The sequence below is a fragment of the Coleofasciculus sp. E2-BRE-01 genome, from assembly GCF_040221695.1.
Lineage (GTDB): Bacteria > Cyanobacteriota > Cyanobacteriia > Cyanobacteriales > Coleofasciculaceae > Coleofasciculus.
The window spans coordinates 36,079-62,976 of the sequence record NZ_JAVKEA010000011.1; the positions used below are offsets into that span (position 1 = coordinate 36,079).

The window sequence follows — 26,898 nt, forward strand, 5'->3', positions numbered from 1 at the left end:
ATGTCGCTGAGATAGGCATTTGTGACAATTAGGGCAGTTTTCAGGGAGCCAACAGGCTCCCTTTGTAGTTTGACGATCTGATTTTTGTCAGTGAGTAGGCATACTTCGGTGGCGATACACCATTTTTTTACAAAATGCCACCAAAGGTATACAGATTGCTAGATCAATTCATATATATTTAGTTGTTGAGTGCTTTTAGCACATATAAGAGAAAATGGCTACAACTTCATCGAAACTTTATCGATTTTTTGCGAAACTTCATGTAAACTTTATAAAGAGAAGAGGAAATTTGTGTGCAGGCGACGAAAGCTCAAGGGCTGACGATATCGCCTGTTAGAGGGCAACCAGAGGTTATTAGAGCCAAGAGTGGGTTAGCCAAAGCCTAACCCTGTGTATGTGCTTTTAAGAAGGCTCAACCTATAAAGTCACGGAGATACTGCAATGAAAACTAATATCAAGAAACTGCTCGTCGGGGCATCAGTTGTCATGGGTGTCAGTGCGATCGCCACCAATCCAGCGTCGGCGGCATCTCTGACTAACCCTATGGTGACTGGTGAAAAAGGAGAAGACTATTTAATCTACGAACACGTCCCCAATCTAGATCCTACAGCGAGTACGGATTTTACAAGACTCAACAACGATGCGGATTTGGAAACAGTTCTGCAAGGAAGTTGTTCGGTTGGAGGAGCGTTCATTCCTAGTAACAGTTGTGAAAAGGGGGAACCAGGGGGCAATGTTGAGCTATTCGCCAATAGTGAACAACTATCCCTTGATGAATTCTTGAATTACGACACAACGACCAGCTTAACGGGTGATCTTGGGGACAAAAGCATTACCCTGAGTAGTTTAACGGCAACAGATTGGTTTGGGGAAGGCTTAGATACTAACTATGAAGCCGATAATTTGGCGAATGAGTGGTTTGAGGCAGCTTTAGCATCCTATGGTATCACCAATGATCTGCTAGAGACAGCGAACATGTTCATACCCGAAATTCCTAATAGTAAAACAAGTCTTTTCAACGCATTCCGGGATAACGGTGGATTTCAACGATTCAGCGATCCGAATATTGCCTACGTTGACATGGATGATATGACAGGAAGCCTAGAGGTTGGGCTAGCGGGACACTATGATGCAGTTGATCTGATCTTTGATGATCTAACTTCGTTCCAAAAAACTGCCTTGTCAGAGTTTTTGGGCGGGAACCCTATCCAAGCTGCTGAACTCGTCAAGATTACCTATGAGGGAGAGACGACCTACCACTACAGCTTCAGCGCCGCAGAATCTGGGTTGCTTGAACAGGGGGATATGATGTCTCATACAGGTCTCTACGATCCTGAGCTATCGACTAATGCGGAAGTGGAAGAGGCTCCTGAACCCTCCTTTGTACTAGGAAGCCTGTTGGCGGCGGGAGGTATGTTTGCCGCCAAGCGCAAGCAGAAAAAATAGTCAGCCGCAAAATAGAACATTTGTATTATAGGAGAAGGAGGTGACTCCCTCCTTTTTTTTGTGCGATCGCCTCCCCACGACTTGACGATCCAGAAAATTCATCAAAACTTCATATAAACTTCACCGTTACTTTATCTCATCAGGTCTATACATCCCATAGATTAAAGAGGGAACACGTATATGTAATGTTAGGAGAGCGGCAAATCGATATGAACAAGCTATCTATAGCAGTTGCTGGAGCTGGAGTTATGACTCTCGGCGTGGTAGGTATGGCTCCGGCTGAAGCGGCTCACTTGACAAAAATTGACTCCTCTGGATCTGTTGCGTTTGACGTAGACGTTAGTCCCTTTGTGTCGTCATTTTTACCATCAGAGCTTCAAGCGCTCCTTGATCCACAACAGGTAGATTTCGAGAGTACAATGATTGTCGATAATCCTCATGGTCGGTTATCTGATGCAGAAGATGAAGAGCTAACGTTGGGTCTTAGCCATGTTGAAGACTATTTAGAGGCACTCCTACCTAGTGTCTTTTTACCATTGATCGATGATATTGACTTTCAGGGTTCTGTTCTAGATTCCCAGAACAACTTGCTCTCTGAGTTTGATGTCTTTTACCGAGATAATGAAATTGTTGCAGGTAACTATGAATATACCAATATAAAAAGCTGTCTAGAGAGTACCTGTAGTGTCTTATTTAACGGGAATGCTAGCGCTTCTTTATTTTCCTCTTCCGATATTAATTTGATAATAAGCGGCGGTTTTACCCAAACCGCAATGTCTCTGGTTGATGACAATTCTACAGAGCCTGGTTTAGTATCTTTCGACTATTCAATCACTCCAATCAACTCTATACCCGCACCGATCGCTTTGTTACCTGTTGATTCTGAAGCCGAACCACCTGTTGCCGAAGAACCATCTCCTCAACCTGAACCTGAACCTGAACCCCCTATGCAAGGAGAACCTGAACCTGACCCCCCTGTGGGCGTGGGCGAGAACCCCTCTGCTGAACCTGAACCTGAAGCCGAACCACCTGTTGCCGAAGAACCATCTTCTCCTACAGATCCATCGGAAGAATTTGGTGACGAATCTGATATCGCATCTGTACCGGAACCTACCACATTATTAGGACTATTTGGCTTGGGTGGTTTCTTGGCGGCAAAACGTAAGCAGAAAAAATAGTAAATCTTTCAGCATAGAAATTCTTTTGCATTTACGGGAGCTAGCTGGCTCTTTTTTTTACTCATATTAACACCGAATCGACCCGCCAGAATATTCATCAACACTTTACATAACTTCATAGTTGCTTTACCTAAATAAATTGTTACATCTCATAGATTAAGAAGGAACACGTAGATGTAACCAGGAGATAAATCGACATGAATAAGTTATCCATGGCAATTGCTGGAACTGGAGTTATGGCTCTCGGTGTGGTAGGAATTGCTCCGGTTGAAGCTGCTGATTTGACCAGACTGGATTATTCTGGGTCTGCCAGTGTGTCTTTACCATGGTTATTCTTAGATGGAGGAACTACAGTAGATTTGCCAGTGGATGCGAGTACCGTTGTCGATAATTTCAGTGGTAGGCTAGCTGACACAGGTGATACTGAATTAACGATTCCTTTCCTCAGTTATTTAGAAGAGTATTTGCCTGAATTTTTCAGTGATCGAGTTTCTCTTAGTGCTTTTGAAGGGAGCGGTTCTATTTTTAGCGATGCAGCTAAAACCAATGAACTTTCTGAATTCGAGTGGTCTTACAACTCTGTTAACGATATTGTTACTGTAGATGGTTACGATTTCAACAATATTGAAACCTGTTTAGTTGGTACATGTTATCTAACGGGTAACGGTGAAGTGTCCGCTACTTTGGCAACACTATTCAATCCCACTGTTAATGCTGAACTGAGGTTTGATCTGAGCCAAACAGCTACACCTGTGTCCTATAACATACCAGTAGAACCGGGTGTTCAAGTTACAATCCCGCCAACACTTGACATGGCATCTGTACCCGAATCTGTATCCTCGTTAGCCGTCAATTCTGAAACCGAATCTGTACCGGAACCTGCCACATTGTTCGGGTTATTTGGCTTGGCTGGTTTCTTCGCCGCCAAACGCAAACGAGCGAAAGTGAGTTAGATTACGCGATATTGCTGTTCTGGGAGTCGCTTGACTCCCTTTGACTTGTGAGGGTTTGATTGTCACAAGTGAATGGTCTAGTTTTTATAAAAATATTTTTTCAGATTTATGATTAATTATTAAAGTAAGATTTTGCAGCACTGGTAATAAATTCCCCAGTTATCGTGAGGTGGGCAAGAGCAATAAACGATAATATCAGCATTTCAAGGTTTATAAGTCTTGCCCACCCTACATAAAATCGGCTTACCCTTGACTGGTGCAAGAGCTAACAAATTAGTGACTAAGTATGCAAAAGCCGAAAAAATCAACTGGACATTATGGCTGGCATCAAGATTGAGTCAATCACATGAATAACACCGTTATCCGCTAGGATATCGGGCTTGACAATAATAGCCTGATTCACTTTATAACCACTAGATGTATCGATCGCTAATACTGAGCCTTCCATGGTTGGCACTTCTTTTAACTCGACCAGGTTATCGCTTCTGACATCTCCGGAGACAACATGATAGGTAAGAATTTTCTGGAGTTTGGGGATATCCTGCAAGAGTGTGTCTAAGGTTCCCTCTGGCAGTTTCGCAAATGCCTCATCAATAGGGGCAAATATGGTATAGGGACCAGGACTCTTGAGAGTATCGACTAAATTGGCAGCCTCAACCGCCTTGACTAGGGTGTTGAACGAACCAGCGTTGATGGCAGTCTCGACAAGATTGGGCATGAGTTTGATCGGGTTTTGAATGAATCTCCTGTTTAGGAATACAATAGTTTGGTTCAAACTAACATCTTTCAAAGGTTAGAATTATTTCTCAAACCGTTCCATAAAACAATCGGCAATGCGTCGCGCTGCACCGGATTGACCCATACGACGACGACCATTTTCGGCAATCAGTTGTAAGCGATCTGGGTCTCGCAACAACTGTTGGAGGACTTGGGCGACTCGCTCGGGTTGTTCGACTAAAATTAAGGATGGTCCTAATAGTCGCGTTTGCGCTTCGGCAAAAGCTGGGGTGTATTGAGGACCTGTTCCTGGAATTGCGATCGCAGGTTTTCCTAGTCCGACAAATTGTTCGGTTGCGGTTCCCGCCATGGCAATGCAGCAGTCGGCTTTGAGCAGACAAAGGGTATAGTCGTCTTGGGTTAATATCAAAGTGCCATTCTGATTGGTTAACGCGATCGCACTCGGGTCATTCAACTTCAGGTTCACATTGATGTCTTCCAGAGGCTGCTGACGCCATCCATACCCTATCAACGTTTCTTGTAAGGGTTCAAGACTTAAAGCGGGTGCGATCGCGCCGAGAAACACCACTGATCGTTGCTTATAAGCCTCCAATAACCCATTTGCGGCTAGGGCGATTTTCTGCCAATTCTGGTAGGCTTCTGGCATTCTCGAACCCGGTAATAATGCAACAATCAAAGGACGCTGCATTTCTTTTTGTTCAGCATCGGGTTCATAGAATATCGGTTCTGGGTGTTCCGGTTCAATCCCATCCATCATCGGGTTCCCTAAATCCAATGCCGGAATTGACCATTTTTGCAAAATTTCTGTTGTCAGTTTATCTCTAGGAAACACCGCCTTGCATCGCTTGCGACTCATCAACCAACGTTCCCACGGCAAATACACCGAACCAGACCATCCTTCGCGACGCTTACGATTGGGTAACCATCCCGCTTCATCCCGCAGATAATACTCCGATTTAGCCGTTCCCACAAAGGCGTAGGGGGCACCACTTAACCACGCAAACAAAAGCGGGACAATATCCCCCACCGCTAAAATAATCCCGCCGCGTTTCGCCCAACGGCGAACCGCTTTCAATTGCGCCCATGTCAATTTCAACAAACCACTCTGCACATCGCGCAGCAGGTGACGCCCTTCCATATAGATAAAACCACCAGAGGGCATGGTTTGCACAGGTCCAACAATCGGAATATCCAATTGCCGATAGGCTGCACCTTCACCCACTAATGGCAATGCGGCTAATTCGGGCGCATCTGGGCTAGCGTTGAGTTCCTGTAAAATTCGGACAGCAATGACATCTTCTCCGTGCCCGTTGCTGATGCACAGCAGTTGCATAGTTTGGTTATCGGTGATTTGGTAATATCACTATTAATTTACCGGAAATAATGGGTCTAAAGTCCCGTCCTTCTAGGGCGGTGAGGATGTCAAAATATAGCAGAGGCACAATTTCCGACGGCAGCAGAACGGATTCGATGCATTGGACAAGTGGCTGGATGGAAGGGTGAAGTCGTAATTGCGTCACCATCCCTGATGCCAGACAGTTGGAGTTTGCCCTACAATTTAGAACAGAATTGGGTGGTCGATTCTACCCGCATCCGCCAGGAATTAGGTTATGTTGAACCCGTCCTCTTAGCAGAAGCACTGAAGTGTACCATTGAGTGAGAACGAATTCACTTGCCTGAAACCGTTTCCTCAGCAGCAGCACCAGAATTGCTGGACTATGATACTGAGGATGCAATCCTAGCTCAATTGGCAACGATTAGGAGTTTGTAGGATAAGTACAACGGCGATTGCGTTAAAACAGGAGTAAACCCCTGCCCTAGTGACAATGAACCAGCCCAACAATCTCGGTCTGGAGAGTTCCAATCATTTTTTGATAGTGAATCATTCGCCTAAATTATCCCCGGAGTCGGACAAACTAAACACAGAGACATTAGATTCAGGTGTCTCGCCTGAACCATCCAAATCATCAATGACATCGGCTTTAGGTATCCCATCTGAAAAGCCAAAATTATCAATGACTGAAAAATGTGGGTTAAATAATCAGTTATCAATTGTTGATCCGCGTCGTCGGAATGGTTTAATTATCTATAAACGTTATCACGCCGAGTTTGCTGGACCGGGTGCCGCCGTCGGTGGAATATTTGATCATGATTGTCGGCAAGTGATACCTGTGGGGGATATGAAGTTGCTCACCCCAGAATCAGCCGATGAGCGAAAACGTGCTTGTTTAATTCGCCGCCAGTGGGCGCAACTGACGATACAAATAACCAATCATCCCACATCAGCCAAACGTGCTCAGAAGATTCTGAGTCAGTTTGAGGGCTTTTTTGATGCCGAAACAATTGCCAAAATACCTGACGAAGCCTTTGCCCTATTGGTGGGTGTATTTCCTTATACAATTCAGATGATTCGAGATTCGCCAAGGAACTAAGTAGGGTCTGCTGAATAAGTGTTGTGGTGAGGGGGAGTGGGGGAAGCGGGGGAAGACTTCGGCGTGAGCGCGGACCCCTGAGCCTGTCGAAGTTCAGTCGAACGCTGGGGAAGCTGGGGGAGCAAGGGTACATTGGTTGAGTTTATTTCCACCAACCTCCTTAATAATGCTCCAGATGAGGATATTACGTTTTGTGAATATTGGACTCATCCGAATCAAACACCAATGATACAACTTACTGGCTGAGTTAAAACAATATTAAACTCATGATCGAGTAACCATGAATCATTCCTCCAATCCAGTTCTGGAGAGTTCCAATCCTTCCTGGATAGTAAATTCTTCACCTAAATTATCCCCGGAATCGGAAACTCTAAGTACAGAAACATCAGGTTCAGGTTATCCACCCAAACCCCCTAAATCATTAATAATTGAAGAATTTGGCTTCAATAATCAGTTATTAGTGGTTGATTCGCGTCGTCGAAATGGTGTAATTCTCTGGAAACGTTATCATGCCGAATTTGCTGGACATGGCGCTGCTTTTGGGGGCATATTGGATCAGGATTGTCGGAAAATAATACTTGTGGGTGATTTAAAGCTGCTCACTCCAGCATCAGCCCAGGAGCGACAACGAGCTTATTTAATTCGCTGCCAGTGGGCGCAACGGACTGGACACATCACGGGTTACCCAACACCAGCCAGACCCGCCCGGAATATTTTGAGTCACTTTAGGGAATTTTTTAACGCCGAAACCATTGCCCAAATGCCAGACGAAACCCTGGCTCTTTTGGTTGAAGCCTTGGCGCTGTTAGTTGGGGTATTGCCTCATACCATTCAGATGATCATCCGAGATTCGCCAAGGCATCATTCCTTGCTCGTAAATTCTTCGCCTAATTTATCCCCGGACTCGGAAACTCCAAGTACAGAAATATCGGGTTCAGCTAATCCACCACAATCACCCAAAAAGTCGCTAATAGTAACAATGCCTGGAAAAAATTTTTGGTTAAATAATCAGTTATTAATCGTTGATCCGCGTCGTCGAAATGGTGTAATTCTCTGGAAACGTTATCATGCCGAATTTGCTGGACCTGGCGCTGCCGTTGGGGGGATATTTGATCAGGATTGTCGGCTCATGATACCTGTGGGAGAGTTGCAGTTGCTTACTCCGGAATCAGCCGATGAGCGCAAACGAGCTTATTTAATTCGCCGCCAATGGGTGCAGTTAACTAGACAAATAACCAGTCATTCAACACCTGCACAACGAGTCCAGCAAATTCTGAATCAGTTTTTGGGCTTCTTTGGCGCCGAAACAATTTCCCGAATGCTAGATGAAACCTTTGCCCTGTTGGTAGAAGCTCTTGCCATGTTGGTTGGGGTATCTCATCATACCGCTAAGAGGGTAATCCGAGATTGGTTAGAACAGCAATCTTAGAAATGATTCAAATGAGGTTAAGTTATATAAATGTTCCTCAAACTCTGACCAATGACCAATGACCACGGAACGAATTGTCAAAAGTGGCTCAGGTTGGCGTCTAGGTTGGAATCCTCAGGCAACTCATTATCAGGGGTTAGTGGGTACAGATGAGTGGGCAATCGAGCTGACTCAGGCGGAGTTAGACGATTTTTGCCGATTGTTAGCACAACTTGCTCAAGCCATTGAAGACATCGCTGATGAGTTGGTCGATGAGGAGAAAATCACCTGTGAAGCCGAAAGTGATTTGCTCTGGATGGAAGTGGAAGGTTATCCGTCTGCCTATACACTACGCTTGATTTTGAACCAGGAACGTCGTTGTGAGGGGAGTTGGCAAGCCACAGCCGTTCCCGGTTTGCTGCAAGCAACTCAGTCTCTAAAAGTCTTTTGAGAGAGTTCCAGAGGGGGCTATGAATGGGAAAGATACCTGAGGTGTGTGTAGGGGCGACCCGCTTGCATCAATGATCAACTCGAATCCACTCCATGACATTGGGTCGCCCTTTCCTGTCGATGAGAGCCTGTTGGGTTTCCTGGCGTCACAACCTACAGGATTTTTTGTTCTGACTGCTTCCCCTCAAACCCTTGTATGAGAACGTGTTTCTGGAAAGTTGTTAAAATGATGAATCTTATGATAATCTAGGAAAGGTTTCACGGGGCGTAGCGCAGCTTGGTAGCGCACCACTTTGGGGTAGTGGGGGTCGTGGGTTCAAATCCCGCCGCTCCGATCGCAAGACCAAAATTGACCCTAGGGATTTTGATGTCTCTAGGGTTAATTCATGGTTAAGGATTCATGACTCAAACCGAAAAATCTTACCAGAACCTTAACAAAAAAACTCCCCAGTTCTGTGCTTGAATGGCGATAATAGAAACGCGGCGGTAATAGCGCTCTGTGCAATGTACACCAATCCGATTCAAGAGAGGCGTGAGCAATGGCAACGTTAACCATGTCCCAGCGTGATTTGTCGGCTTTCACGAAACAGGATATTGCTGAATTAGCAGGACGTTTAGAACAGGACGAATATGACAATGCGTTTGCGGGGCTCGATGACTGGCATTTGCTGCGGGCGCTAGCCTTCCAACGTCCGGAGTTAGCAGAACCCTACCTCTACTTGCTAGACCTAGAAGCGTATGATGAAGCGTGAATAAGTCGCGGCGAGTATTGATAGGTATAGGCGGTGGTATCGCCGCCTATAAAGTTTGTCAGGTTATTTCCACTCTGTTTCAGGCTGGGGTGCAAGTTCGGGTGATTCTCACCCAAGCGGCTCAAGAATTTATCACCCCCCTGACTATTTCCACCCTCTCGCGCCATCAGGCGTATACCGATCGCCTATTTTGGCAACCGATTCACGATCGCCCCGTTCATATCGAGTTGGGCGAATGGGCTGATTTATTCGTGATTGCCCCCCTTACTGCTAACACGTTGGGCAAGTTAGCTCACGGTTTAGCCGATAATTTATTAACCAATACCGTTCTCGCCTCCCATTGTCCCGTACTCCTTGCCCCAGCGATGAACACGGATATGTGGGAACAGCAGGCAGTACAACGGAATTGGCAAAACCTATTGAGCGATTCCAGGTATCATACGGTGGGACCCGATGCCGGACGATTGGCGTGCGATCGCGTGGGTGCAGGGCGCTTGGCAGAACCCTCCGAGATTCTCGCTGCTATTTATTCGGTGTTATACACAGGCGGTAAGCGGGATTTAGTCGGCAAACAGGTTTTAATTAGTACCGGTGGCACCAGAGAACATTTAGACCCTGTGCGCTTTATTGGCAATCCCTCTACGGGTAAGATGGGATTGGCATTGGCACAAGCCGCCAAACATCGCGGTGCCAAAGTGGTGTTAGTTCATGCGCCTCTAACCGAACCCATTCCCCCCGATATTCAGGCAATTTCCGTTGTCAGTGCGGCTGAAATGCGTCAGGTCATGTTATCTTATTTCCCTGAAGCGGATCTGGTAATCATGGCTGCCGCCGTCGCCGATGTCAAACCTGCCGATCATACTTCAGAGAAATTACCCAAAGCCCAGCTTCCCACTGCCTTAGCTTTAGAACCTGTACCCGATATTTTGGCAGAGTTAGGACAGCGCAAACAAACTCATCAACAGTTAATCGGGTTTGCAGCACAAACTGGTGATATTGTCAAGCCTGCATTAGAAAAATTAAACGCCAAGAATTTAGACGCGATCGCCGCCAATCCTATTGATCAGCCGAATGTTGGATTTGCCAGCGATACCAATCAAGCCATTTTCATTGATAAACAGGGACGCCAGGAGTCGGTTCAACCGTGCAGCAAACTTGAACTCGCCCACGCCTTGCTTAATTTTATACGTTTGTAGTAGGCACTTTAGTGCCTCAAAATGCTTGATTTCCCAGCACTAAAGTGCTGACTACGAACAGCCTTATTCATGAATATCTCGTCCTTCCGCAATAAGTAAAATAACCCGTTCCTCCTCATCTTTTAACGGTTTAAGCGAAAAATCCATGCGAACCATGATGCTTTCCTGTTTGCGAAACTGAACATCCTGTCGCACCAAATCACCATTAGCCGCCTTTTTAATCGCCGCTTTTAACCACTCCTGTATAGAGGGGCAGTGATTCCAACACTCCAGTTTCCATACGGGTAAACCGAGTAAATCATCTAATTTATAGCCACTCGCATTTAATGCCGTTTCATTGATATCCACAATCAATCCTTCTGGAGTCAGCAACATCATGGATTGAAAGGTTTGATTGAAAATTCCCCGGAAACGTCGTTCACTATCCTGGAGTTTTTTGAGAATTTGTCCCCGTTCAATCCCGTAACGAATCGTTTTCACTAATAAGGGAATGGTAATATCATCCTTAAGTAAATAATCTTGCGCCCCATGCGCCATTGCTCCTAGGGCTAATTCTTCGTCATTATTTCCCGTTAACACAACAATGGGCAGATAGGGAATTGCCTCTCGGAATTCGGTAACGGTTTCTAAGCCATCAGTATCAGGAAGATTCAGGTCTAACAAAACTACATCAATGGGGAGATTTGTACAACTCTCAATCGCATCAGCGAGTCGTTCAACATGATGAAGTTGCCATTCGGTTGGGTCTAAACGAGAAAATCGATGACGCTGCAAGCGAGCATCACTAGGGCTATCCTCCACTAATAGAACATGAATTAGGTGTTTGTCCATAGGACGGGTCTCACTCCGAGGGCAATTGAACTGCCGCTAACCAAAATTCTTCCAATAGCCGAACCATTCGCATAAACTGTTGAATATCGATAGGTTTGGTAATATAGCAGTTGGCATAACGTTCATAAGACTTGAGTATATCCTCTTCATCTTCCGAGGTTGTGAGAACGATCACGGGAATCCGTTTGAGCGTGGGGTCTGATTTGACCGAGGTTAATACTTCTTGACCATCCATTCCCGGTAAATTCAGATCTAACACAATCAAATCTGGACGAGGAGTGTTAGCATAATCTCCTTGCTGGAGTAAGTAGTCTAGGGCGGTTTCCCCATCTTCTACCCAATGCAAGTTGTTGGCAATTTTAGCTTGCTTAAAGCTGATCTGGATCAGATTCGCGTCACTGGGGGAATCTTCCACCAGTAAAATTTCAATGGGTCTAAATCTATAATGGCTGCTCATCGGAGGATATCAAATAGGGAAGGGTGAAGAAAAATGTGCTACCAACTCCAGGTTGAGATTCCACCCAAATCTGTCCACCGTGGCGTTCGACAATTTTCTTACAAACGGCTAAACCGATACCTGTACCCGAAAACTCGCGCCGGGTATGGAGACGTTTGAAGATGACAAAGATACGGTCGAGGTATTTGGGTTTAATCCCAATTCCATTATCCTTGACCTGAAACAGCCATGCATTCTCTCTTAATTGTGCCTCAATCTGGATGTGAGGGGGGCGATCGCGGCAGAATTTGATCGCGTTGGCGATGAGATTTTGAAACAGTTGGATCACTTGAGTGGGATCAGCCTGAACCGTGGGGAGGGAATCGTGGCTAATCGTCGCTTGGCTTTCTGCGATCGCGATCTGTAAATTCTCACTCACCTGACGCAGTATAGCATTACAATCGGTCGGTTTCCCCTCTGGTGGACGAGTCCCCAGGCGAGAATACATCAGCAAGGCTTGAATTAACTGGCGCATTCGGGTTGCACCATCAATGATAAACGCCATATAGTCTTGGGCGGATTCATCCAGTTGATCCAGGTAGTCTTGTTGTAAAAGTTGGGTATAACTTGCCACAGCGCGTAACGGTTCCTGCAAATCGTGGGAAGCAATATAGGCAAATTGTTCCAATTCTTGATTAGAACGTTGCAATTCCTGGGTCAGTTGTTTAAGTTTTGCTTCCGCATCGCGACGTTCAGCAATTTCCGCTTGTAGGACGTTATTCATGGCGCTTAAGGCTTGGGTGCGTTCTTCGACTCGCCGTTCTAATTCTTCTCGTGCATTTTGTAAGATATGTTCTGCTTGTTTTTGCAGGGTGATATCTTGAGACATTACCATCCCAGCAAAAATTTCACCTTGCTCATTTTTCACCGGAAGCGTATACACTTGATGGGTGCGATCGGCAAATGTCATTTCCGATATATTGGTTTCTCCGGCTAAGGCTGACTGATACAGAGGTTCGATGATTTTACAAACATCGGGTGATAAGACATCTGTAATCGTTTTTCCTTTTAACTGTTCAGGTTCAAAGCCGCCAGCCCTTACCCCCTCGCCTTCTGCTAACAAGAAGCGTAACTCTCGATCAAATAATAGAACCGAACCATTAGGAAAATTTTGCGTCAGGGTTCGATAAAGTCCCTCACTTTTACGTAAAGCGATTTCTGTGCGTTTGCGTTCGGCAATTTCCGCCTGTAATGAATGATTAAGTTCCGCTTGTTTTTGCCACAGACGAGCATTTTTAATCGAAATCGCGGCTTGGGCTGATATTAGATTTAACAGTTCAACTCGTTCGGGCGTAAATGCCGCGATCGCTAAATTATTTTCTAGATAAAACAGTCCAATCAATTGTCCTTGATTTAGCAGGGGCGCACAGACGATAGATTGGGGTTGATTGTGCTGAATATAGGCATCGGTAATAAATCTATCCTCAGACGTGGCATCGTTTAAGACTAAAATGTCTTGCGTCCGGCTGACATAATGGATAATCGTGGTGGGAATATCTTGGCTGGTTTCTAAGGGAATCGATTGCAAGACAGCAATACTATCTAAATCCCCCCGACACGTTGCTTCAATCCGTAACTGTCCCTCCCAATCCAATAGTAAAGCGCCTTGTGTCGCGCCAGCATTTTCGATTAAAATTTTCATTAAGCTAATCAGCAACTTATCGAGGGCAATTTCACTAGAAAGCGCTTGGAATGTTTTAATAATCGTGGTCAAGTCTAGCACAGCGGCAAGATGACTCCCCGAAACTGAGTCCGTATGTGAATTGGTAAGTGTATCTTTGATATTAACCGAGGTTAAGGCGTCGGTAAATAAGCCAGAATAAGTCTTCTCTAAATCTTCAACCTTTCGCTTGGCACCCCAATGTTGATAACCATGGCGTGCTTTTTGCATGTAGAGTTGAGCAAACTTTACCTTACCTTTACTCAACCAAAACTTGGCGGCTAGTTCATTTCCTAAAGCTTCATGGTGAATAAAGCCATTGGTTTTGGCTAAGTCAATGGCTTGATCATAGAGATCCATTGCTTTTTCCGTTTGACCAGAAATCCGTGCCATTTCTGCATTAATTAATACATAGTTATGCCGAAAATTTTCTGGACAATTGTCTGCCCAACCTTTCATCTGAACTTGAGCAATAATCAAGGTTTGCCAATAATCAGCTTGTTGACTCTCCGCCGCCTGAGGATAGAGTGCGGTTAGAATCAGGGATATATAAAAATTATGTTCAGCTTGGATGTATAAACCACGAATAAAGGGCAGGTATTTTTCGGCTGATTTAATCCAATTAAGTGCTGCTTCGGGTTGGTTGTAGAGATAAAGAACCCAGGCTTTAATACTGTAAAATGTACAAAGACCACCAAACGTCTGATAAGTATGGCAGCTAGCTAAATAATTGGCTTCACTCATCTCATCAGTATCAAACACCTCTTTCGCTTCCGTTCGTCCACATAAATTTCCAATAGGCAGTTTACAGGCTAAAATCATGTCTGTTACCCATTGGTTTTGAGTTTTGCGGCTAAAGTGCAAAAATGTATCAGCTTGGGTAAGGACATCGGTTAAGCTTGAGCCTTGATTGAAGGCATTATGAAATTGATTGTTTAAGATATAGCCAACATATTGAAAATCCCCAGCGTCCATTCCCGCCTGATAAGCTTCATGATTAATCGACTCAGCACATTGAATCGGCTTGACCCAGGAATTCAAAAATGTCGCCAAGAAATGATGGGTGCGACTGATATAAATTGGATGATTAAACGTTTTGCTCAGTTGACAAGCCAGTAAACCAAAGGCATACCCAGACTGATAATCTCCCCAAAGGGAACCTAGGAGTAATCCATAATTGGAATAGCCTTTAGCTGATTCAGGAGCATTACCATATTGTAGGGATAAATTGACGAGTTTTACCGTAACCCACGCATAACTATCTTGATCAAAGAAATAGGTGGGCGGATCGAGACTTAATAGTAAATTGACTGCCGCTTTTGTCACCCTGTCGGTCATGTAGGGTAAATCAATTAGACTGGCAATGTGCCGAGTTCCTAAATTTCGTTTTAATTCAGATAATTCACGATTTAAGCCGCTTTTTACATTAGTGTCGGGAAAATCGATACCGATTTTTTTTAGGGCTTGGCGTCCGACTTTAATGGCTTCTTTATAGTTGGCTAGCATGGTATGCTGAACAATAAGCAGGTTATACAGTTCAGCCTGTTCTATAACGGATTTAGCTTGAATTAAACTCTGATGAATTAAATGCTGTGATGATTCAAAGTCACCATTCAGATATTCAACTTCAGCGAGTTCCTTATGAAGTTTTAAGGTTAATGAATACTGGTCAGTCCAGCTTGTTTCACTTAAGGTGAATAGTCCGTAGTTTAGGTAATCTCTAGCGGCGGTATAAGCCGTTGCTGACTTCGCTTTTTTGGCAGCCGCTAAGTTTAACCGAGTTAATTCAAGTCGTTCGTGAGTCGTGGTAATCGCGTAAGCTTTCCAATTGAGATGATCAACAATATCAAAAATTCGCTCATATTTTTGATAGGGGGATAGCTGGCCAAGCAACAGCCGACCAATGCGCCAGTGAACGGTTTCTTTTGATGCTTTATCCATTAAAGCATCAACCGCTTGTTGTACGCGATCGTGCGAAAACTTATAATATTGAATTAAATGAAAATAGTTTTGCGATTTTTTCGTCTGAGGTTCAATTAATCCTAACTGAATGGCTGAATATAAATCATCCCAGGTTTCATTCGGAGTTTTCTCATGAATTTTGGCAAGTAAATCGAGTTGAAAATGATTTCCGATACAAGCGGCTAAACTTAAAACATGTTGAGTGCTTTCCGGAAGTTTTTTCAACTTGCCAATCATCAACTCCACCACGTTATCTGTAATCGCCGTTTCTTCAATCCGGTCGATATCCCAAGTCCACTGACCAGAACCTTCCTTGGTAGAAGAACTAAATAAAATCAGATTCTCCTGGGCAAGGGTTTTGATAAATTCTTTAATAAAAAAAGGATTTCCTGCAGTTTTACGAACTATGAGTTCTGCTAAAGCAGTAACAGATTGAGCATCTCTGTGTAAAGTTTCGGAGATTAACTCAATAACCTGTTCCCGGTTCAGGGGGGTTAAGATAATTTGGTTGAGAATAACGCCAAGACTACAAATTTTATCGAAGCTAATCATTAAAGCATGATTCGGCTCAACTTCATTGTCTCGATACGCACCAATGAGGAATAGATGGTAGATTGGGTCATCTGTCAAAATAAATTCCAGCAACTTTAGGGTAGCTGCATCAGCCCATTGTAAATCATCTAAAAAAATGACTAAAGGATGTTCAGGTTTACAGAAAACCCGCATGAAGGCTTGAAAGACTAAATGGAAGCGATTTTGGGATTCAGCCAATCCTAATTCAGCTCCTTCAGGCTGAGTACCAATAATCAGTTCAACTTCTGGAATGACCTGGATAATAATTTGTCCATTGCGACCTAATGCTTCCAGTAATATTTTTCGCCATTCCCTAAGTTTTGCTTCACTTTCAGTTAAAATTTTTCGGATTAATTTGGAGAAGGCATTAACCAAAGCTGAATAAGGAGTATTGCGTTGAAATTGATCAAATTTTCCAGTAATAAAATAACTATTTTCCTGGATAATCGATGGGCGAATTTGCTGGATTAGAGCGGACTTACCAATGCCAGCATCACCCGTAATCAGAATAATTTCACTCAACCCTTTTTGGGTATTTATTGCCCCTTGCCCCTTTTGGAAACAAGCGATGCGAAAAAAAGCGGCGAGGAGGGCTTGAGTTTCACGTTCCCGACCATAAAGTTTTTGGGGAATTTGCAATGTTTTCCCCAGATCTTGACATCCAAGGGGGAATTCTTTTATTTTACCAGTTGTTTTTAATTTCTCTAAACAATACTCTAAATCTGCCTTGAGTCCTACCGCACTTTGGTATCGCTTTCGCGGTATTTTTTCCAATAGTTTCATAACAATATTGGAAATGGCTTGAGGACAAACTTTGTTTAGCGTTAATTCCTCCTCGTCCCCAGCTTCTCCAGCGCCCTTATCTTTTTCCTCAACACTATTTGACTGCAACGTTACATGAGGGGGGAGAGGCTGTTGAGCCAGATGGCAATAAATCAACTCCATGGGTTCACCTTTATCGAAAGGAAGATGATGGGTTAATAGTTCATAAAGAGTGACACCTAAGGAATAAAAATCCGTGCGGTAATCTAGAGGGCAATCCATCCGTCCAGTTTGCTCGGGTGATAAATAGGCTAATGTTCCCTCTACACTAGACGATTGTTTTAGCGAATGATTTTCGCTAGATACGCGAACCGCGATACCAAAATCAATAATTTTGAGTTGTCCCGTTACCGGATTGAAAATAATATTTGATGGATTAATATCTTTATGAATTATATTAGCGGCATGGATTTGACCTAAGCCTTCTGTAATCTTAATCGCAATGTCCAGAATATCGGACAGTGAAAATTTTGTTGTATTGAGTAATACGTTTAATGATTCTCCACCAATGTCTTCAAATATGATCACCAACCTATTCTGATAATCGAGTAAGTCGTAGGCGTGAATGACACCCGCCAGTTGCCAGTTATGAGTAATTTCATATTCAGTTTTATAGCGGTTAAGTTCTTCAGACGTAGGATAGTCGGGTTGGAGAAGTTTCAAAATAACAGGTTGAGTATCGACCTGTCGGATTCCCCGATAGACTATAGAATTAGAGCTTTCGTATATTTTGGAGAGAATCTGGTAACCCGGAAGGATAATCACGGTGGGATTTCCCTATTAGTGCGCTGTTCCAGACGTAGGAATGGTACGTCTATCTAAAAACGGTAGCATTTTGATGGGAAAGTGTCTCTTTTTTTATAGGATCAGTGGTAGGTGTTAGGTTTTTTAGCTGCCAACAGACAATTGACACCCTACACCCTTGCTCAACCGAGCTTTTCACCTTAAGTTGACACCAATCAGCCCTCACCCCCAGCCCCTCTCCCAAGCTTGGGAGAGGGGAGTCAGAAGGGAGTAGGAAGAGAGGGGAGGGATGATAAACGCACAATCAATCACCCGATCCTTGTCGGAGGTGCTGACTACGCGGAACGTAAGGATTGGGTTTGCCAGTGACGCTGTTGAAGCTGGTGCATGTGGTTAAAGAGTTGCCAGCAGTAAGATTCGCTTAGCCCACAAGTAATAGCCCCACGCAGCACAACATTAAAATACCAATCGTTCGGTGCTAATTCTTCGGCTAATTTTTCCACAACCACATAAGTCCGGACATTGTGATAGATTCGTCCTTGACAAGACACTTCTACGGTTTCTCGTCGATAGCCACCACGGGGTACTTCTTCCCGGTGATCAAGAGGATCACTAAATCGCTCAGGTAAGCGGTATAAGACGCCTTCAACCATTGCGTTTACATCGGGGACGATATCTAGTACACCACAGTTACGCCGTGCTGATTTGCGGTTAAATCCCAGTCTATATCCTTTGAGAACGGCTGAACCTAGGACGAAAGCATGAGTACTTTCACCTAGCGATCGCTTTAAATCAACCGGACACATACAGGAGCCATAGGCAAAGTAGTAAAAGGTTGGCTCAGTCTGGGGGAACTGTAGCACATTAGCTACGGGTGAAGACGGTTCAAGAGACGGTGAGGGTGAATCTTGGCGATCGCGCGGCTGAGTTGTCATCGCTGGCTAAAGACTACAATACTAAACGGCAAAGGTAATATATTTTCAACGAAGTCAGCAGAACGAACTGTAGCCGATTTTTCAGTTACGGGTTTGGGGTAGTAGAGACTTAGCATACTACGTCTGGGAAGCTGGGGGAGATGGGGGAGTCATAGAATTCCTTCATAGTCAAAGTTCCCATTTTCAGTGCCATTGTACTGAGGATAGTCACGATGAAACATGAGCAGGTGTTGATTCGTCAAACGAGTTACCCTCAACTGGCGAGAAGAATCACACTTGACATCTGTGAATGGGGTATTAACAGAGCTAGACGGAATTCCCGATGAATCGCCAGTAGTATAATACAAAGGTCTGAGGTTGAAAGACTTCTCGGATCTGCCCGACACTTATGGCTGATAAATAAACTGATGAAGTCCTGCTTATTTTATATGGTTAACCTGAAGCGGCGTCTAGGCATAGCGCTGATACTGCCAATTAGCCTGATGGGAGCGATCGCGCTTCCGACTCCCCTCAAAGATGCCCAAGCCCAAACTGGAGATGGACGTGCTATCACGGTTCGGGCAGATGTTCAAGAAGCGAATTCCCAAACGGGTGTTGTCACAGCGCGGGGGAATGTACAAATTGATTATCCGGCTCGCCAAATTCAAGCAACGGCGGCTCAAGCCCAATATTTTAGTCGAGAACGGCGCATTGTTCTCACGGGGAATGCTTACGTTTTGCAACAAGGCAATAGTCTGCGCGGTGAAACGATTACCTATTTAATTGATGAAGGGCGCTTTGTTGCTCTACCCAAAACTGAACAACAGGTTGAATCCATCTATATTGTGTCTGATCCAGAAGCTCCAACTCAACCTGTCGCGCCGCCTGTAACTCCTCCCTTTAATCCAAAACCTGTGTTCAAAACTCCAGTAAGTGATCCATAATTGTTATTTGTCATTTGTTATTCGTTAGAAAACAGGCTAACTTAACATTTAGTCGGGGCGGGTTTAGTTACATCTGGGTGACAGCCAATGATAGTCGTTAAACCAGCCCCTACAGACGAAAAACTCGGTTGGGGCGGGTTTAGTTATATCTGGGTAAACAGGAAACGATAGTCGTAAAACCTGCCCCTACCACAGATGCCATGGTATGTCTCTATACCATCACCAAACTTGCCAACTGAGGTAGCTATTCTTGAAAATCGTTTTAGAGAATATTCATAAATCCTATAACAAAAAGTCTATCGTTAACCGCGTCAATCTATCGGTGGCACAAGGAGAAGTTGTAGGGCTGCTAGGTCCAAATGGTGCGGGAAAAACGACCACATTTTACATTGCTATTGGTCTAGAAAAACCAAATCAAGGCACAGTATGGTTAGATGATAATGACATCACCAAGCAGCCGATGCACCAGCGGGCGCGTTTTGGGATTGGCTATTTGGCACAAGAACCCAGTATATTTCGTAATCTGACCGTTCGGGATAATCTTCGACTGGTGCTAGAGCAAACGGGTGTACCCCGTCAAGAATGGCGCTGGAGGTTACGAACGTTGATCGAAGAGTTTGGCTTGGAAAAAGCAGCGAATACGATTGGGAGGCGGGTTTCTGGGGGTGAACGCCGTCGCACAGAATTGGCAAGGGCGTTAGCTTCAGGCGTAGAAGGACCCAAGTTTTTATTCTTGGATGAACCCTTTGCTGGGGTTGATCCGATTGCTGTGTCTGAGATTCAGAAAATCATCGCCCGGTTGCGCGATCGCGAAATTGGCGTTTTAATTACGGATCATAATGTTCGCGAAACCCTAGCCATCACCGATCGCGCCTATATCATGCGAGATGGGCAAATTTTGGCATCGGGTAGTGCTGAAGAACTTTACAACAACCCGTTGGTGCGACAATATTACTTAGGTGATGAGTTTCAAAAATAATCCTGGCTGTTTCTCGATGTTTCGTAAATAGCCCTCAAACCCTTCCATAAACAAATGACGAATGACAAATGACGAATGACGAATAACAAATGACGAATGACAAATGACGATCCGTAAATCTCTACCTCTTTTCTCCTTCATTCCTGGCGTATCGGTGATGGATCGTTATATTATCACCGAACTCATTCCCCCATTTTTATTTGGTATGGGAATGTTTTCCTCAGTGGGGGTAACGATTGGTAGCTTATTTGACTTGATGCGGAGAGCGGTGGATGAAGGACTACCCGCCACATTGGTGCTGAAAGTGCTGCTGTTGAGTTTACCTCAGTTCATGGCGTATGCTTTTCCTACATCTGTCCTGTTAGCCACCTTATTGACTTACAGCCGTCTGTCTAGCGACAGTGAACTAATCGCGTTGCGAAGCTGCGGGGTGAGTATTTATCGCCTAGTGCTACCCGCGTTATTACTGAGTTTGATTGTTACTGGCATTACCTTTGGATTTAATGAATACGTAGTCCCTGCCTCTAACTATCAAGCCACGATAACCTTAGAAAAAGCATTAGGAGAAGAAAAACCCACCTTCAAAGAGCGCAATATCTTCTATCGAGAATATGGGGAGGATAAGACACTCAAGCGCTTATTCTACGCTCAAAATTTTGATGGTGAGCGGATGAAGGGCTTAACCATTCTCGACTGGTCTCAGCAAGGTCTTAACCAAATTGTCACCGCTAATTCCGCAATATGGAATATAGCGCAAAGCACTTGGGATTTCTATAACGGTACGATTTATTTAGTGTCACCGGATGCCTCCTACCGTAACATCGTGCGGTTTGAACACCAACAACTACAATTACCTCGCATTCCCTTGGATTTGGCGAGAAAAGACCGCGATTACGATGAAATGAACATCACTCAAGCCAGAGAACGCCTAGAGTTAGAGCGCCAGAGTGGGGATGAGGAGGACATTCGCAAACTCAAAATCCGCATCAGTCAAAAATTTGCCTTACCCTTTGCTTGCGTTGTTTTTGGCTTAGTTGGGGGATCATTAGGCAATCAACCTCAGCGTACCAGTAAAGCGACAGGCTTTGGGATTAGCGTGTTAGTGATTTTCGCGTATTATATGCTAATGGCGATCGGAGATGCTCTAGGATTAAGTAATTACCTCCCCCCCTTAATCTCTGCGTGGTTGCCCAATCTGATGGGGTTTGCGGTTGGCGGATTTTTATTAATTCGAGCCGCCCGATAGTAGGGGTTTGGTCACCAAACCCCTTAACCTGAAGGGGTGACTCTTCGGAAAGGTAGTTAGGGTGTCGGGTGTGGGGGTGTCGGGTGTGGGGGTGTCGGGTGTGGGGGTGTCGGGTGTGGGGAAAATTTTCTGGGTGAAGGACTATGTGGCAATTGACAAATGAATTAACTCTTTGAACCCGTTTCAACGGGTTTCAGCTTTTAGCCCCAACTTTAGTTGAGGGCTTAAGTCAGCGACATTCTATAACCTGTCCGAACGGGTGAGTCGCAAAGTCTATCAGATTGGATATAATTAGTGGGTTGCACTCCAGAACCAACCGCTTACTCAGAAAAAATCAATCATTTAAATTATTTCTGTAACAAAAGTTACATTATTCTACTTATTCTGACTCGGTTCGTTCAATTTTTGTCAAATCATACTTCCAGCTTGCGCTATGTCATCTCCCAATCAAGTGCCTGCGTATCTGCGCTATTTAAAAGCCCGACTTCAACCCTTAAGGCAACCCAAATTTTGGCTATCAGTCATGGGCTTTGGCTTAATCGTGTTGTTTGTCTGGGAATATTGGCAGAATCCCAATTGGTTGAGTTTTTTGGAAGAAGACCCAATCCGCGAGCAATTTGAGAACTCAACCGATGAGACAACGCTTTCGGCTGAAGAACTTGCCGCTAACATGGCAGATATTGACAGTTCGGCAGTCCTGATTGAGGAATTTGACCAACAGAATGCTTTAGCGTTGGCTAATCTACCCAATCAGAAGCCCGGAGACAAAAAAAATTCCTTGACCGCATCGACACCCGAACCGCCGTCAACCTCTACTCCCTCAATCCTAAATAGCGCTGCTGAGTCAAAAGCAAGCTCCAGCAATCCCTTCGCCAAAGCCTCACAAGACTTTCTCATGGGGGATATTTTATCGGGGAAGGGACTCTTTCCTGACCCGAATATGTTAAGTTCTGAGCCTTCGTCGTCAAACTCAGAAACAACTTCTGCGAATGCTTTCCAAGAATTGACTGAGGTGTCAGGAACTGAGGCGTCTACAACGAGCAATCAAAATTCTGAGCAACTGACTCAACGTTCTGATACAAGTCCAAGTCAAACCGTGCCAACCTCTAGAACGAGAGAACAAACCCGAGTTCCAGCACGAACTGCGCCAAGGACGACAACCAACCGTGGGATGATACAGCCTAGCTACCCTCCGGCTTCTGTACCGACAGTCTCTGGTTACAATGGTGCCGGACAGCCTACCTATCCCACAGGAGTGGCACCGAATGGAACCGTTTACAACGGTGCTGGACAGCCCATGTATCCCTCAGTTCCTGTCCCTCCAGTCCCAGCAACGGGTATCACCACCTCTCCGGTGATGCCTACAGCACCTGCTAACTCCGCTAATGTTGGACAATATCCGATTCAACCCAATAACGTTCCTAGCGCCGGAAATAATCCGACACCCATTACACCGGGGTTACAACCGAGTCAGCTTAACGGCTCACAATTAAATGCACCCCGTTAGGGAGAGAAGGTTATTGGTTGATCCGTTCATTTTGTTCCATTACCCGCCCCTAGGTTAGATTTTTTGCCACGATATTAGATGGAAAGATTAACCGGAAACCAGATAATAAAACCGACCCTGTTTTCCCGCGAGATCGCACCTTCTAAATGTACATCCCAAACATGTAGGGGCGGGTTTAGGAATTAAATTAGGAGACCAATCTCAAATTGGACAACGAAACCCGCCCTGCCCCCAATCTCAAGACTACGATGGTGATAATAGGGCACGGCATTGCCGTACCCCTACCACAACGGAAGGGATAATTGATTGGGTAGGGGCACGATACCATCCATTGGTGTCAACTTAAGGTGAAAACCAATGCTGGCAAGGTTTTAAGCTGTGTCTATCTACCTACTCCTCGATATTTTCCCCCTCATCCCCTAACCCCAACTCCGGACCGTGGGGAGAAGGGGAACCGGATTCTCTTGCTCCCCTCTCCCCGGCGTGGGAGAGGGGCTGGGGGAGAGGGGTTGAGCTTAAGTTGACAAGGATGGATACCATCGTGCCCCGCCTGATAGAGTTAGAAGTGTTTAATAATTGCGTCCGCAAATTCAGAACACTTCAACGGTGACTCAACCCGTGGTGTCATCATTCGGGCTAAGTCATAAGTTACTTCCCGATTAGAAATAGCACCGCCAATTCCCCGTGTAATTAAATCAGCCGCTTCTTGCCATCCCATATATTCCAACATCATCACCGCCGATAGGATGAGTGAACCGGGATTAATTCGGTCTAAACCCGCGTGCTTGGGTGCTGTGCCGTGGGTGGCTTCAAAAATTGCACAGGTGTCACCAATATTAGCACCGGGTCCCATGCCTAAACCTCCTACCAGGGCAGCCGCCGCGTCGGACAAATAATCCCCATTCAGGTTCATCGTCGCCAGAATCGAGTATTCATCCGGGCGAGTCTGGATTTGTTGGAAAATACTGTCCGCAATCCGGTCATTGACCATGACTTTTTCTTTCCACTGACCATTGCCGTGGGTGTCCCAGATGGCATTGAGAACACTTTCGACTTCTGCCGTCGCTTCAGCCCGCTTTTCCGGTGTCAGAGCATCGTAACCGGGTTCAACCTTACGGGCATTGTCTTCGAGGCTGATATCCGGGTTATGTTCTTTATTGCTGAGAATCCAAGATTCGCGTTCGGTAACACATTGCGCCCGGAATTCTGTGGTCGCTAGTTCATACCCCCAGTCTCGAAATGCACCTTCGGTGTATTTCATAATATTACCCTTATGCACCAAGGTAACCATTTGCTTGGCTTTAGGTAAGCTTAAGGCGCGTTCAATGGCGCGACGAACCAGACGTTGAGTACCGGTTTTACTGATAGGTTTAATCCCAATCCCTGAGTCAAGGCGAATCTGCTTTGTGCCATGTTCTGGTGTTGCTGGAATCAAATCCTGATTGAGCATCGAAATCAGTTTGTCGGCAATTTCGGTTCCCTGACGCCACTCAATTCCCAGGTAGATGTCTTCTGTGTTTTCCCGGTAGATAATCAAATCTAGTTTCTCGGGTTCTTTGTGGGGCGAGGGTGTCCCTGGGTAATATTTGCAGGGACGCACGCAGGCATAGAGGTCATTAATTTGGCGTAAGGCGACGTTGAGAGAACGAATACCTCCGCCGATTGGTGTGGTTAAGGGTCCCTTAATTGCAACGCCGTATTCTTTAATCGCGGTTAGGGTGTCTTCCGGTAAATATTGGTACGTGCCGTACTTGTCGCAGGCTTCATCGCCAGCATAAATCTTAAACCAGGTAATGTTCCGCTTCCCACCATACGCCGTTTGCACCGCCGCATCAATAACCTTTTGGGTGGCGGGCCAAATATCGACCCCTGTGCCATCTCCCCGAATGAAGGGAATAATCGGATCATCAGGAACAATGGGTTTCCCATCCTCGAAGGTAATGCGAGACCCTGTATCTGGAGGTGTGATTTTTTCGTACATAAAACTCTTTGGCTAAGGTTAAAATCAGCATCACGATTATTGATGCTCCGAAAAAGTTACCAGATCTCTTGGCTGCTGGGAACTTTATTAAGTTTTTTTGCAGATTGCTGTCGAATGAGAACGAAAATAGCCAGAAATTGGTAACAAATATAACGGACGTTTCATGAATTACCCATTACTCATTACTCCTTAGAAAAAGCACAGCTTCAGTTGCTGACCAAACTTATGAAGGACGGAGGAATCTCCCCAAAAAAGTATCCAATACTACAAAATATAGGTTAATATTTCTCTTTTACTGCCCTGCCCACCCTAGCGCCATGGCACGTTTCTACATTGCTCCCTCTGCTCCCCCAGCTTCCCCAGCTCCCCCAGCTCCCCCAGCTCCCCCAGCTTCCCCAGCTCCCCCAGCTCCCCCAGCTCCCTCTGCTCCCCCAGCTCCCCCAGCTCCCCCAGCTCCCCCAGCTCCCCTGCTCTTGAGCGGTACAGCGACAAGCTTGGACTCGATAGTCTAGCGCTTAGACACTCGCTGAACTCAACTATTATGCTGGAATAAAGCATCTGTGTTGGCTATCGTGGCGCATTCTGTTCCTCGATAGAGCCTAGCTCGGCGTTAACCCGACTGTGTGATGGGGTAGCTGATGACAGAGGGTTGGTTCATCTGTCCTCCAGTTGGCTTGTCGTTCAATGTTTGTGGCAATACGCTACTGAAGTCGCTAGGCTATTACCAACACTGAGTTTTTTGCTACTGATTCCTGCTCCTGTCCGGATGCTTATTGCCCAAGGAAGGACGTTCTGAGGGAAAGCGTCTCACCTACCCTAACCTTCAACCTTTTGATCCATGACTGACGACCAACGATGAAAAAAATTTTAGTGGTTGATGATGATAGAACATTACGCATTACTCTGACACGCGCCCTGGAAAATATGGGATATCAGGTTCAACAGGTGAGTTCTGGGGCAGAAGCTTTGGAGGCTTGTGTCAAAAATCCACCCGATTTGGTGGTTTCTGATGTGATGATGCCAGAGATGGATGGAATAGAATTTTGCCGTCGTCTGCGGGCGACTCCCTCTGGTCAACTGATGCCGTTTATTTTTCTATCGGGCAAAGGAGAACTAGAAGACCGGATTCAGGGTCATTCAATCGGAGCGGATGATTATCTGATTAAGCCCGTTAATCCGAGAGAATTAGCGGCTAAAATCGAGGCTCAGCTAGAGAGAACCCGTCGCATCCATGCTCTGATTGTTCAGTTGATGCAGCTTAATGCCAGTTCTGCTGTCACGGAGTTAGCGAACCAAGCCAAAACCGCTCAAGCGACCGAGGTTTCAGCACCCCAGGAAGAAGAAACTGTCACCCCTACGCCTTTACCGTTGACACCTGCAGAAGAACGAGTGTTTTGGGAAGTGATTCAAGGATTGACGAACAAACAAATCAGCAATCGCTTGTTTATTAGTCCACGTACTGTTCAAACCCACCTGAGTAGTATTCTTAATAAGTTAAAGCTGGGGAACCGCGCTCAGCTTATTCGTTTTGCCTATGAAAATGGTTATCAACCTCCGAGTAATGGGTAGGAAGGTAGGAAGGCGGGGGAGCTGGGGAAGCTGGGGAAGCTGGGGAAGCTGGGGAAGCTGGGGGAGCTGGGGGAGCGGTTTCTAGACCAACGTTCTAAAGTAATTTTGTCAATTTTA

General features: G+C 45.3%; 23 protein-coding genes and 1 tRNA gene. 15 read left to right on the forward strand and 9 right to left on the reverse strand.

Features of this window, described 5'->3' with window-relative positions:
* Nucleotides 1-441: 441 nt before the first annotated feature.
* From RIG66_RS01810 to RIG66_RS01820, 3 genes are all read left to right on the forward strand, one after another.
* Complete coding sequence (locus tag RIG66_RS01810; protein WP_446374641.1) at nucleotides 442-1,446, forward strand: NF038130 family PEP-CTERM protein; 1,005 nt, start codon at nucleotides 442-444, stop codon at nucleotides 1,444-1,446.
* 209 nt (nucleotides 1,447-1,655) lie between these two features.
* Nucleotides 1,656-2,624: a PEP-CTERM sorting domain-containing protein gene (locus RIG66_RS01815; RefSeq protein WP_446374643.1), complete on the forward strand. Its 969-nt coding sequence runs from the start codon at nucleotides 1,656-1,658 to the stop codon at nucleotides 2,622-2,624.
* A gap of 197 nt (nucleotides 2,625-2,821) precedes the next feature.
* Nucleotides 2,822-3,577 carry a PEP-CTERM sorting domain-containing protein gene (locus RIG66_RS01820; protein ID WP_446374645.1) on the forward strand — a complete coding sequence of 252 codons (756 nt, stop codon included), beginning with the start codon at nucleotides 2,822-2,824 and terminating at the stop codon, nucleotides 3,575-3,577.
* Between the two features lie 304 nt (nucleotides 3,578-3,881).
* Here the strand turns inward: RIG66_RS01820 and RIG66_RS01825 are convergent, their stop codons facing one another.
* A complete protein-coding gene (locus RIG66_RS01825; protein WP_446374647.1) occupies nucleotides 3,882-4,295 on the reverse strand; it encodes a fasciclin domain-containing protein in 414 nt (137 codons plus the stop codon).
* A gap of 81 nt (nucleotides 4,296-4,376) precedes the next feature.
* The gene (locus RIG66_RS01830; protein ID WP_446374649.1) at nucleotides 4,377-5,648 is read right to left on the reverse strand and encodes a lipid-A-disaccharide synthase-related protein; all 1,272 of its coding nucleotides are present in this window, start codon (nucleotides 5,646-5,648) and stop codon (nucleotides 4,377-4,379) included.
* A 150-nt stretch (nucleotides 5,649-5,798) separates the two neighbouring features.
* Here RIG66_RS01830 and RIG66_RS01835 point away from each other — a divergent pair, with 150 nt between their 5' ends.
* The 7 genes from RIG66_RS01835 to coaBC all read left to right on the forward strand — a co-directional run bounded on the left by RIG66_RS01835 (nucleotide 5,799) and on the right by coaBC (nucleotide 10,553).
* Complete coding sequence (locus RIG66_RS01835) at nucleotides 5,799-5,975, forward strand: hypothetical protein (protein WP_446374651.1); 177 nt, start codon at nucleotides 5,799-5,801, stop codon at nucleotides 5,973-5,975.
* Between the two features lie 310 nt (nucleotides 5,976-6,285).
* Nucleotides 6,286-6,747, forward strand: a complete 462-nt coding sequence (locus RIG66_RS01840) for a hypothetical protein (RefSeq protein WP_446374653.1) — start codon at nucleotides 6,286-6,288, stop codon at nucleotides 6,745-6,747.
* A 280-nt stretch (nucleotides 6,748-7,027) separates the two neighbouring features.
* Nucleotides 7,028-8,176, forward strand: a complete 1,149-nt coding sequence (locus RIG66_RS01845) for a hypothetical protein (RefSeq protein ID WP_446374655.1) — start codon at nucleotides 7,028-7,030, stop codon at nucleotides 8,174-8,176.
* Between the two features lie 58 nt (nucleotides 8,177-8,234).
* On the forward strand, nucleotides 8,235-8,606 hold the full coding sequence (locus tag RIG66_RS01850) for a DUF1818 family protein (protein ID WP_446374657.1): 372 nt from the start codon (nucleotides 8,235-8,237) through the stop codon (nucleotides 8,604-8,606).
* A 260-nt stretch (nucleotides 8,607-8,866) separates the two neighbouring features.
* Nucleotides 8,867-8,940 (forward strand) — tRNA-Pro (locus RIG66_RS01855).
* A gap of 204 nt (nucleotides 8,941-9,144) precedes the next feature.
* Nucleotides 9,145-9,357, forward strand: a complete 213-nt coding sequence (gene isiD / locus RIG66_RS01860) for a protein IsiD (RefSeq protein ID WP_446374659.1) — start codon at nucleotides 9,145-9,147, stop codon at nucleotides 9,355-9,357.
* Entirely contained in the window at nucleotides 9,354-10,553 is a 1,200-nt protein-coding gene (gene coaBC, locus RIG66_RS01865; protein WP_446374661.1) for a bifunctional phosphopantothenoylcysteine decarboxylase/phosphopantothenate--cysteine ligase CoaBC, read from the forward strand. The genes isiD and coaBC overlap by 4 nt, the downstream gene beginning before the upstream one ends.
* Nucleotides 10,554-10,616: 63 nt before the next feature.
* Here the strand turns inward: coaBC and RIG66_RS01870 are convergent, their stop codons facing one another.
* The 4 genes from RIG66_RS01870 to RIG66_RS01885 all read right to left on the reverse strand — a co-directional run bounded on the left by RIG66_RS01870 (nucleotide 10,617) and on the right by RIG66_RS01885 (nucleotide 18,576).
* Complete coding sequence (locus RIG66_RS01870; RefSeq protein ID WP_446374663.1) at nucleotides 10,617-11,384, reverse strand: response regulator; 768 nt, start codon at nucleotides 11,382-11,384, stop codon at nucleotides 10,617-10,619.
* Between the two features lie 10 nt (nucleotides 11,385-11,394).
* Nucleotides 11,395-11,841, reverse strand: coding sequence for a response regulator (locus RIG66_RS01875; protein ID WP_446374665.1), 447 nt, complete (start codon nucleotides 11,839-11,841; stop codon nucleotides 11,395-11,397).
* Nucleotides 11,825-17,662 carry a protein kinase domain-containing protein gene (locus RIG66_RS01880; protein ID WP_446374667.1) on the reverse strand — a complete coding sequence of 1,946 codons (5,838 nt, stop codon included), beginning with the start codon at nucleotides 17,660-17,662 and terminating at the stop codon, nucleotides 11,825-11,827. Before RIG66_RS01880 ends, RIG66_RS01875 begins: the two co-directional genes overlap by 17 nt.
* Before the next feature lie 314 nt (nucleotides 17,663-17,976).
* Nucleotides 17,977-18,576, reverse strand: a complete 600-nt coding sequence (locus tag RIG66_RS01885) for a gamma-glutamylcyclotransferase (RefSeq protein ID WP_446374669.1) — start codon at nucleotides 18,574-18,576, stop codon at nucleotides 17,977-17,979.
* 407 nt (nucleotides 18,577-18,983) lie between these two features.
* Here RIG66_RS01885 and RIG66_RS01890 point away from each other — a divergent pair, with 407 nt between their 5' ends.
* From RIG66_RS01890 to RIG66_RS01905, 4 genes are all read left to right on the forward strand, one after another.
* Nucleotides 18,984-19,499: an LptA/OstA family protein gene (locus RIG66_RS01890; protein ID WP_446374671.1), complete on the forward strand. Its 516-nt coding sequence runs from the start codon at nucleotides 18,984-18,986 to the stop codon at nucleotides 19,497-19,499.
* Nucleotides 19,500-19,749: 250 nt separating this feature from the next.
* A complete protein-coding gene (gene lptB / locus RIG66_RS01895) occupies nucleotides 19,750-20,478 on the forward strand; it encodes an LPS export ABC transporter ATP-binding protein (RefSeq protein WP_446374673.1) in 729 nt (242 codons plus the stop codon).
* 103 nt (nucleotides 20,479-20,581) lie between these two features.
* Nucleotides 20,582-21,724 carry an LptF/LptG family permease gene (locus tag RIG66_RS01900; protein WP_446374675.1) on the forward strand — a complete coding sequence of 381 codons (1,143 nt, stop codon included), beginning with the start codon at nucleotides 20,582-20,584 and terminating at the stop codon, nucleotides 21,722-21,724.
* 433 nt (nucleotides 21,725-22,157) lie between these two features.
* Nucleotides 22,158-23,231: a hypothetical protein gene (locus RIG66_RS01905; RefSeq protein ID WP_446374677.1), complete on the forward strand. Its 1,074-nt coding sequence runs from the start codon at nucleotides 22,158-22,160 to the stop codon at nucleotides 23,229-23,231.
* Nucleotides 23,232-23,621: 390 nt separating this feature from the next.
* Here the strand turns inward: RIG66_RS01905 and RIG66_RS01910 are convergent, their stop codons facing one another.
* From RIG66_RS01910 to RIG66_RS01920, 3 genes are all read right to left on the reverse strand, one after another.
* Nucleotides 23,622-23,771 (reverse strand): hypothetical protein, encoded by a 150-nt coding sequence (locus tag RIG66_RS01910; protein ID WP_446374679.1) that lies wholly within the window; start codon nucleotides 23,769-23,771, stop codon nucleotides 23,622-23,624.
* A 19-nt stretch (nucleotides 23,772-23,790) separates the two neighbouring features.
* Entirely contained in the window at nucleotides 23,791-25,212 is a 1,422-nt protein-coding gene (locus tag RIG66_RS01915; protein ID WP_446374681.1) for an NADP-dependent isocitrate dehydrogenase, read from the reverse strand.
* Between the two features lie 309 nt (nucleotides 25,213-25,521).
* Nucleotides 25,522-25,770, reverse strand: a complete 249-nt coding sequence (locus tag RIG66_RS01920; RefSeq protein ID WP_446374683.1) for a hypothetical protein — start codon at nucleotides 25,768-25,770, stop codon at nucleotides 25,522-25,524.
* A 297-nt stretch (nucleotides 25,771-26,067) separates the two neighbouring features.
* On the opposite strand from RIG66_RS01920, the gene RIG66_RS01925 reads away from it, so the two are divergent.
* Entirely contained in the window at nucleotides 26,068-26,781 is a 714-nt protein-coding gene (locus tag RIG66_RS01925) for a response regulator transcription factor (RefSeq protein WP_446374685.1), read from the forward strand.
* The last annotated feature ends 117 nt before the right edge of the window (nucleotides 26,782-26,898 follow it).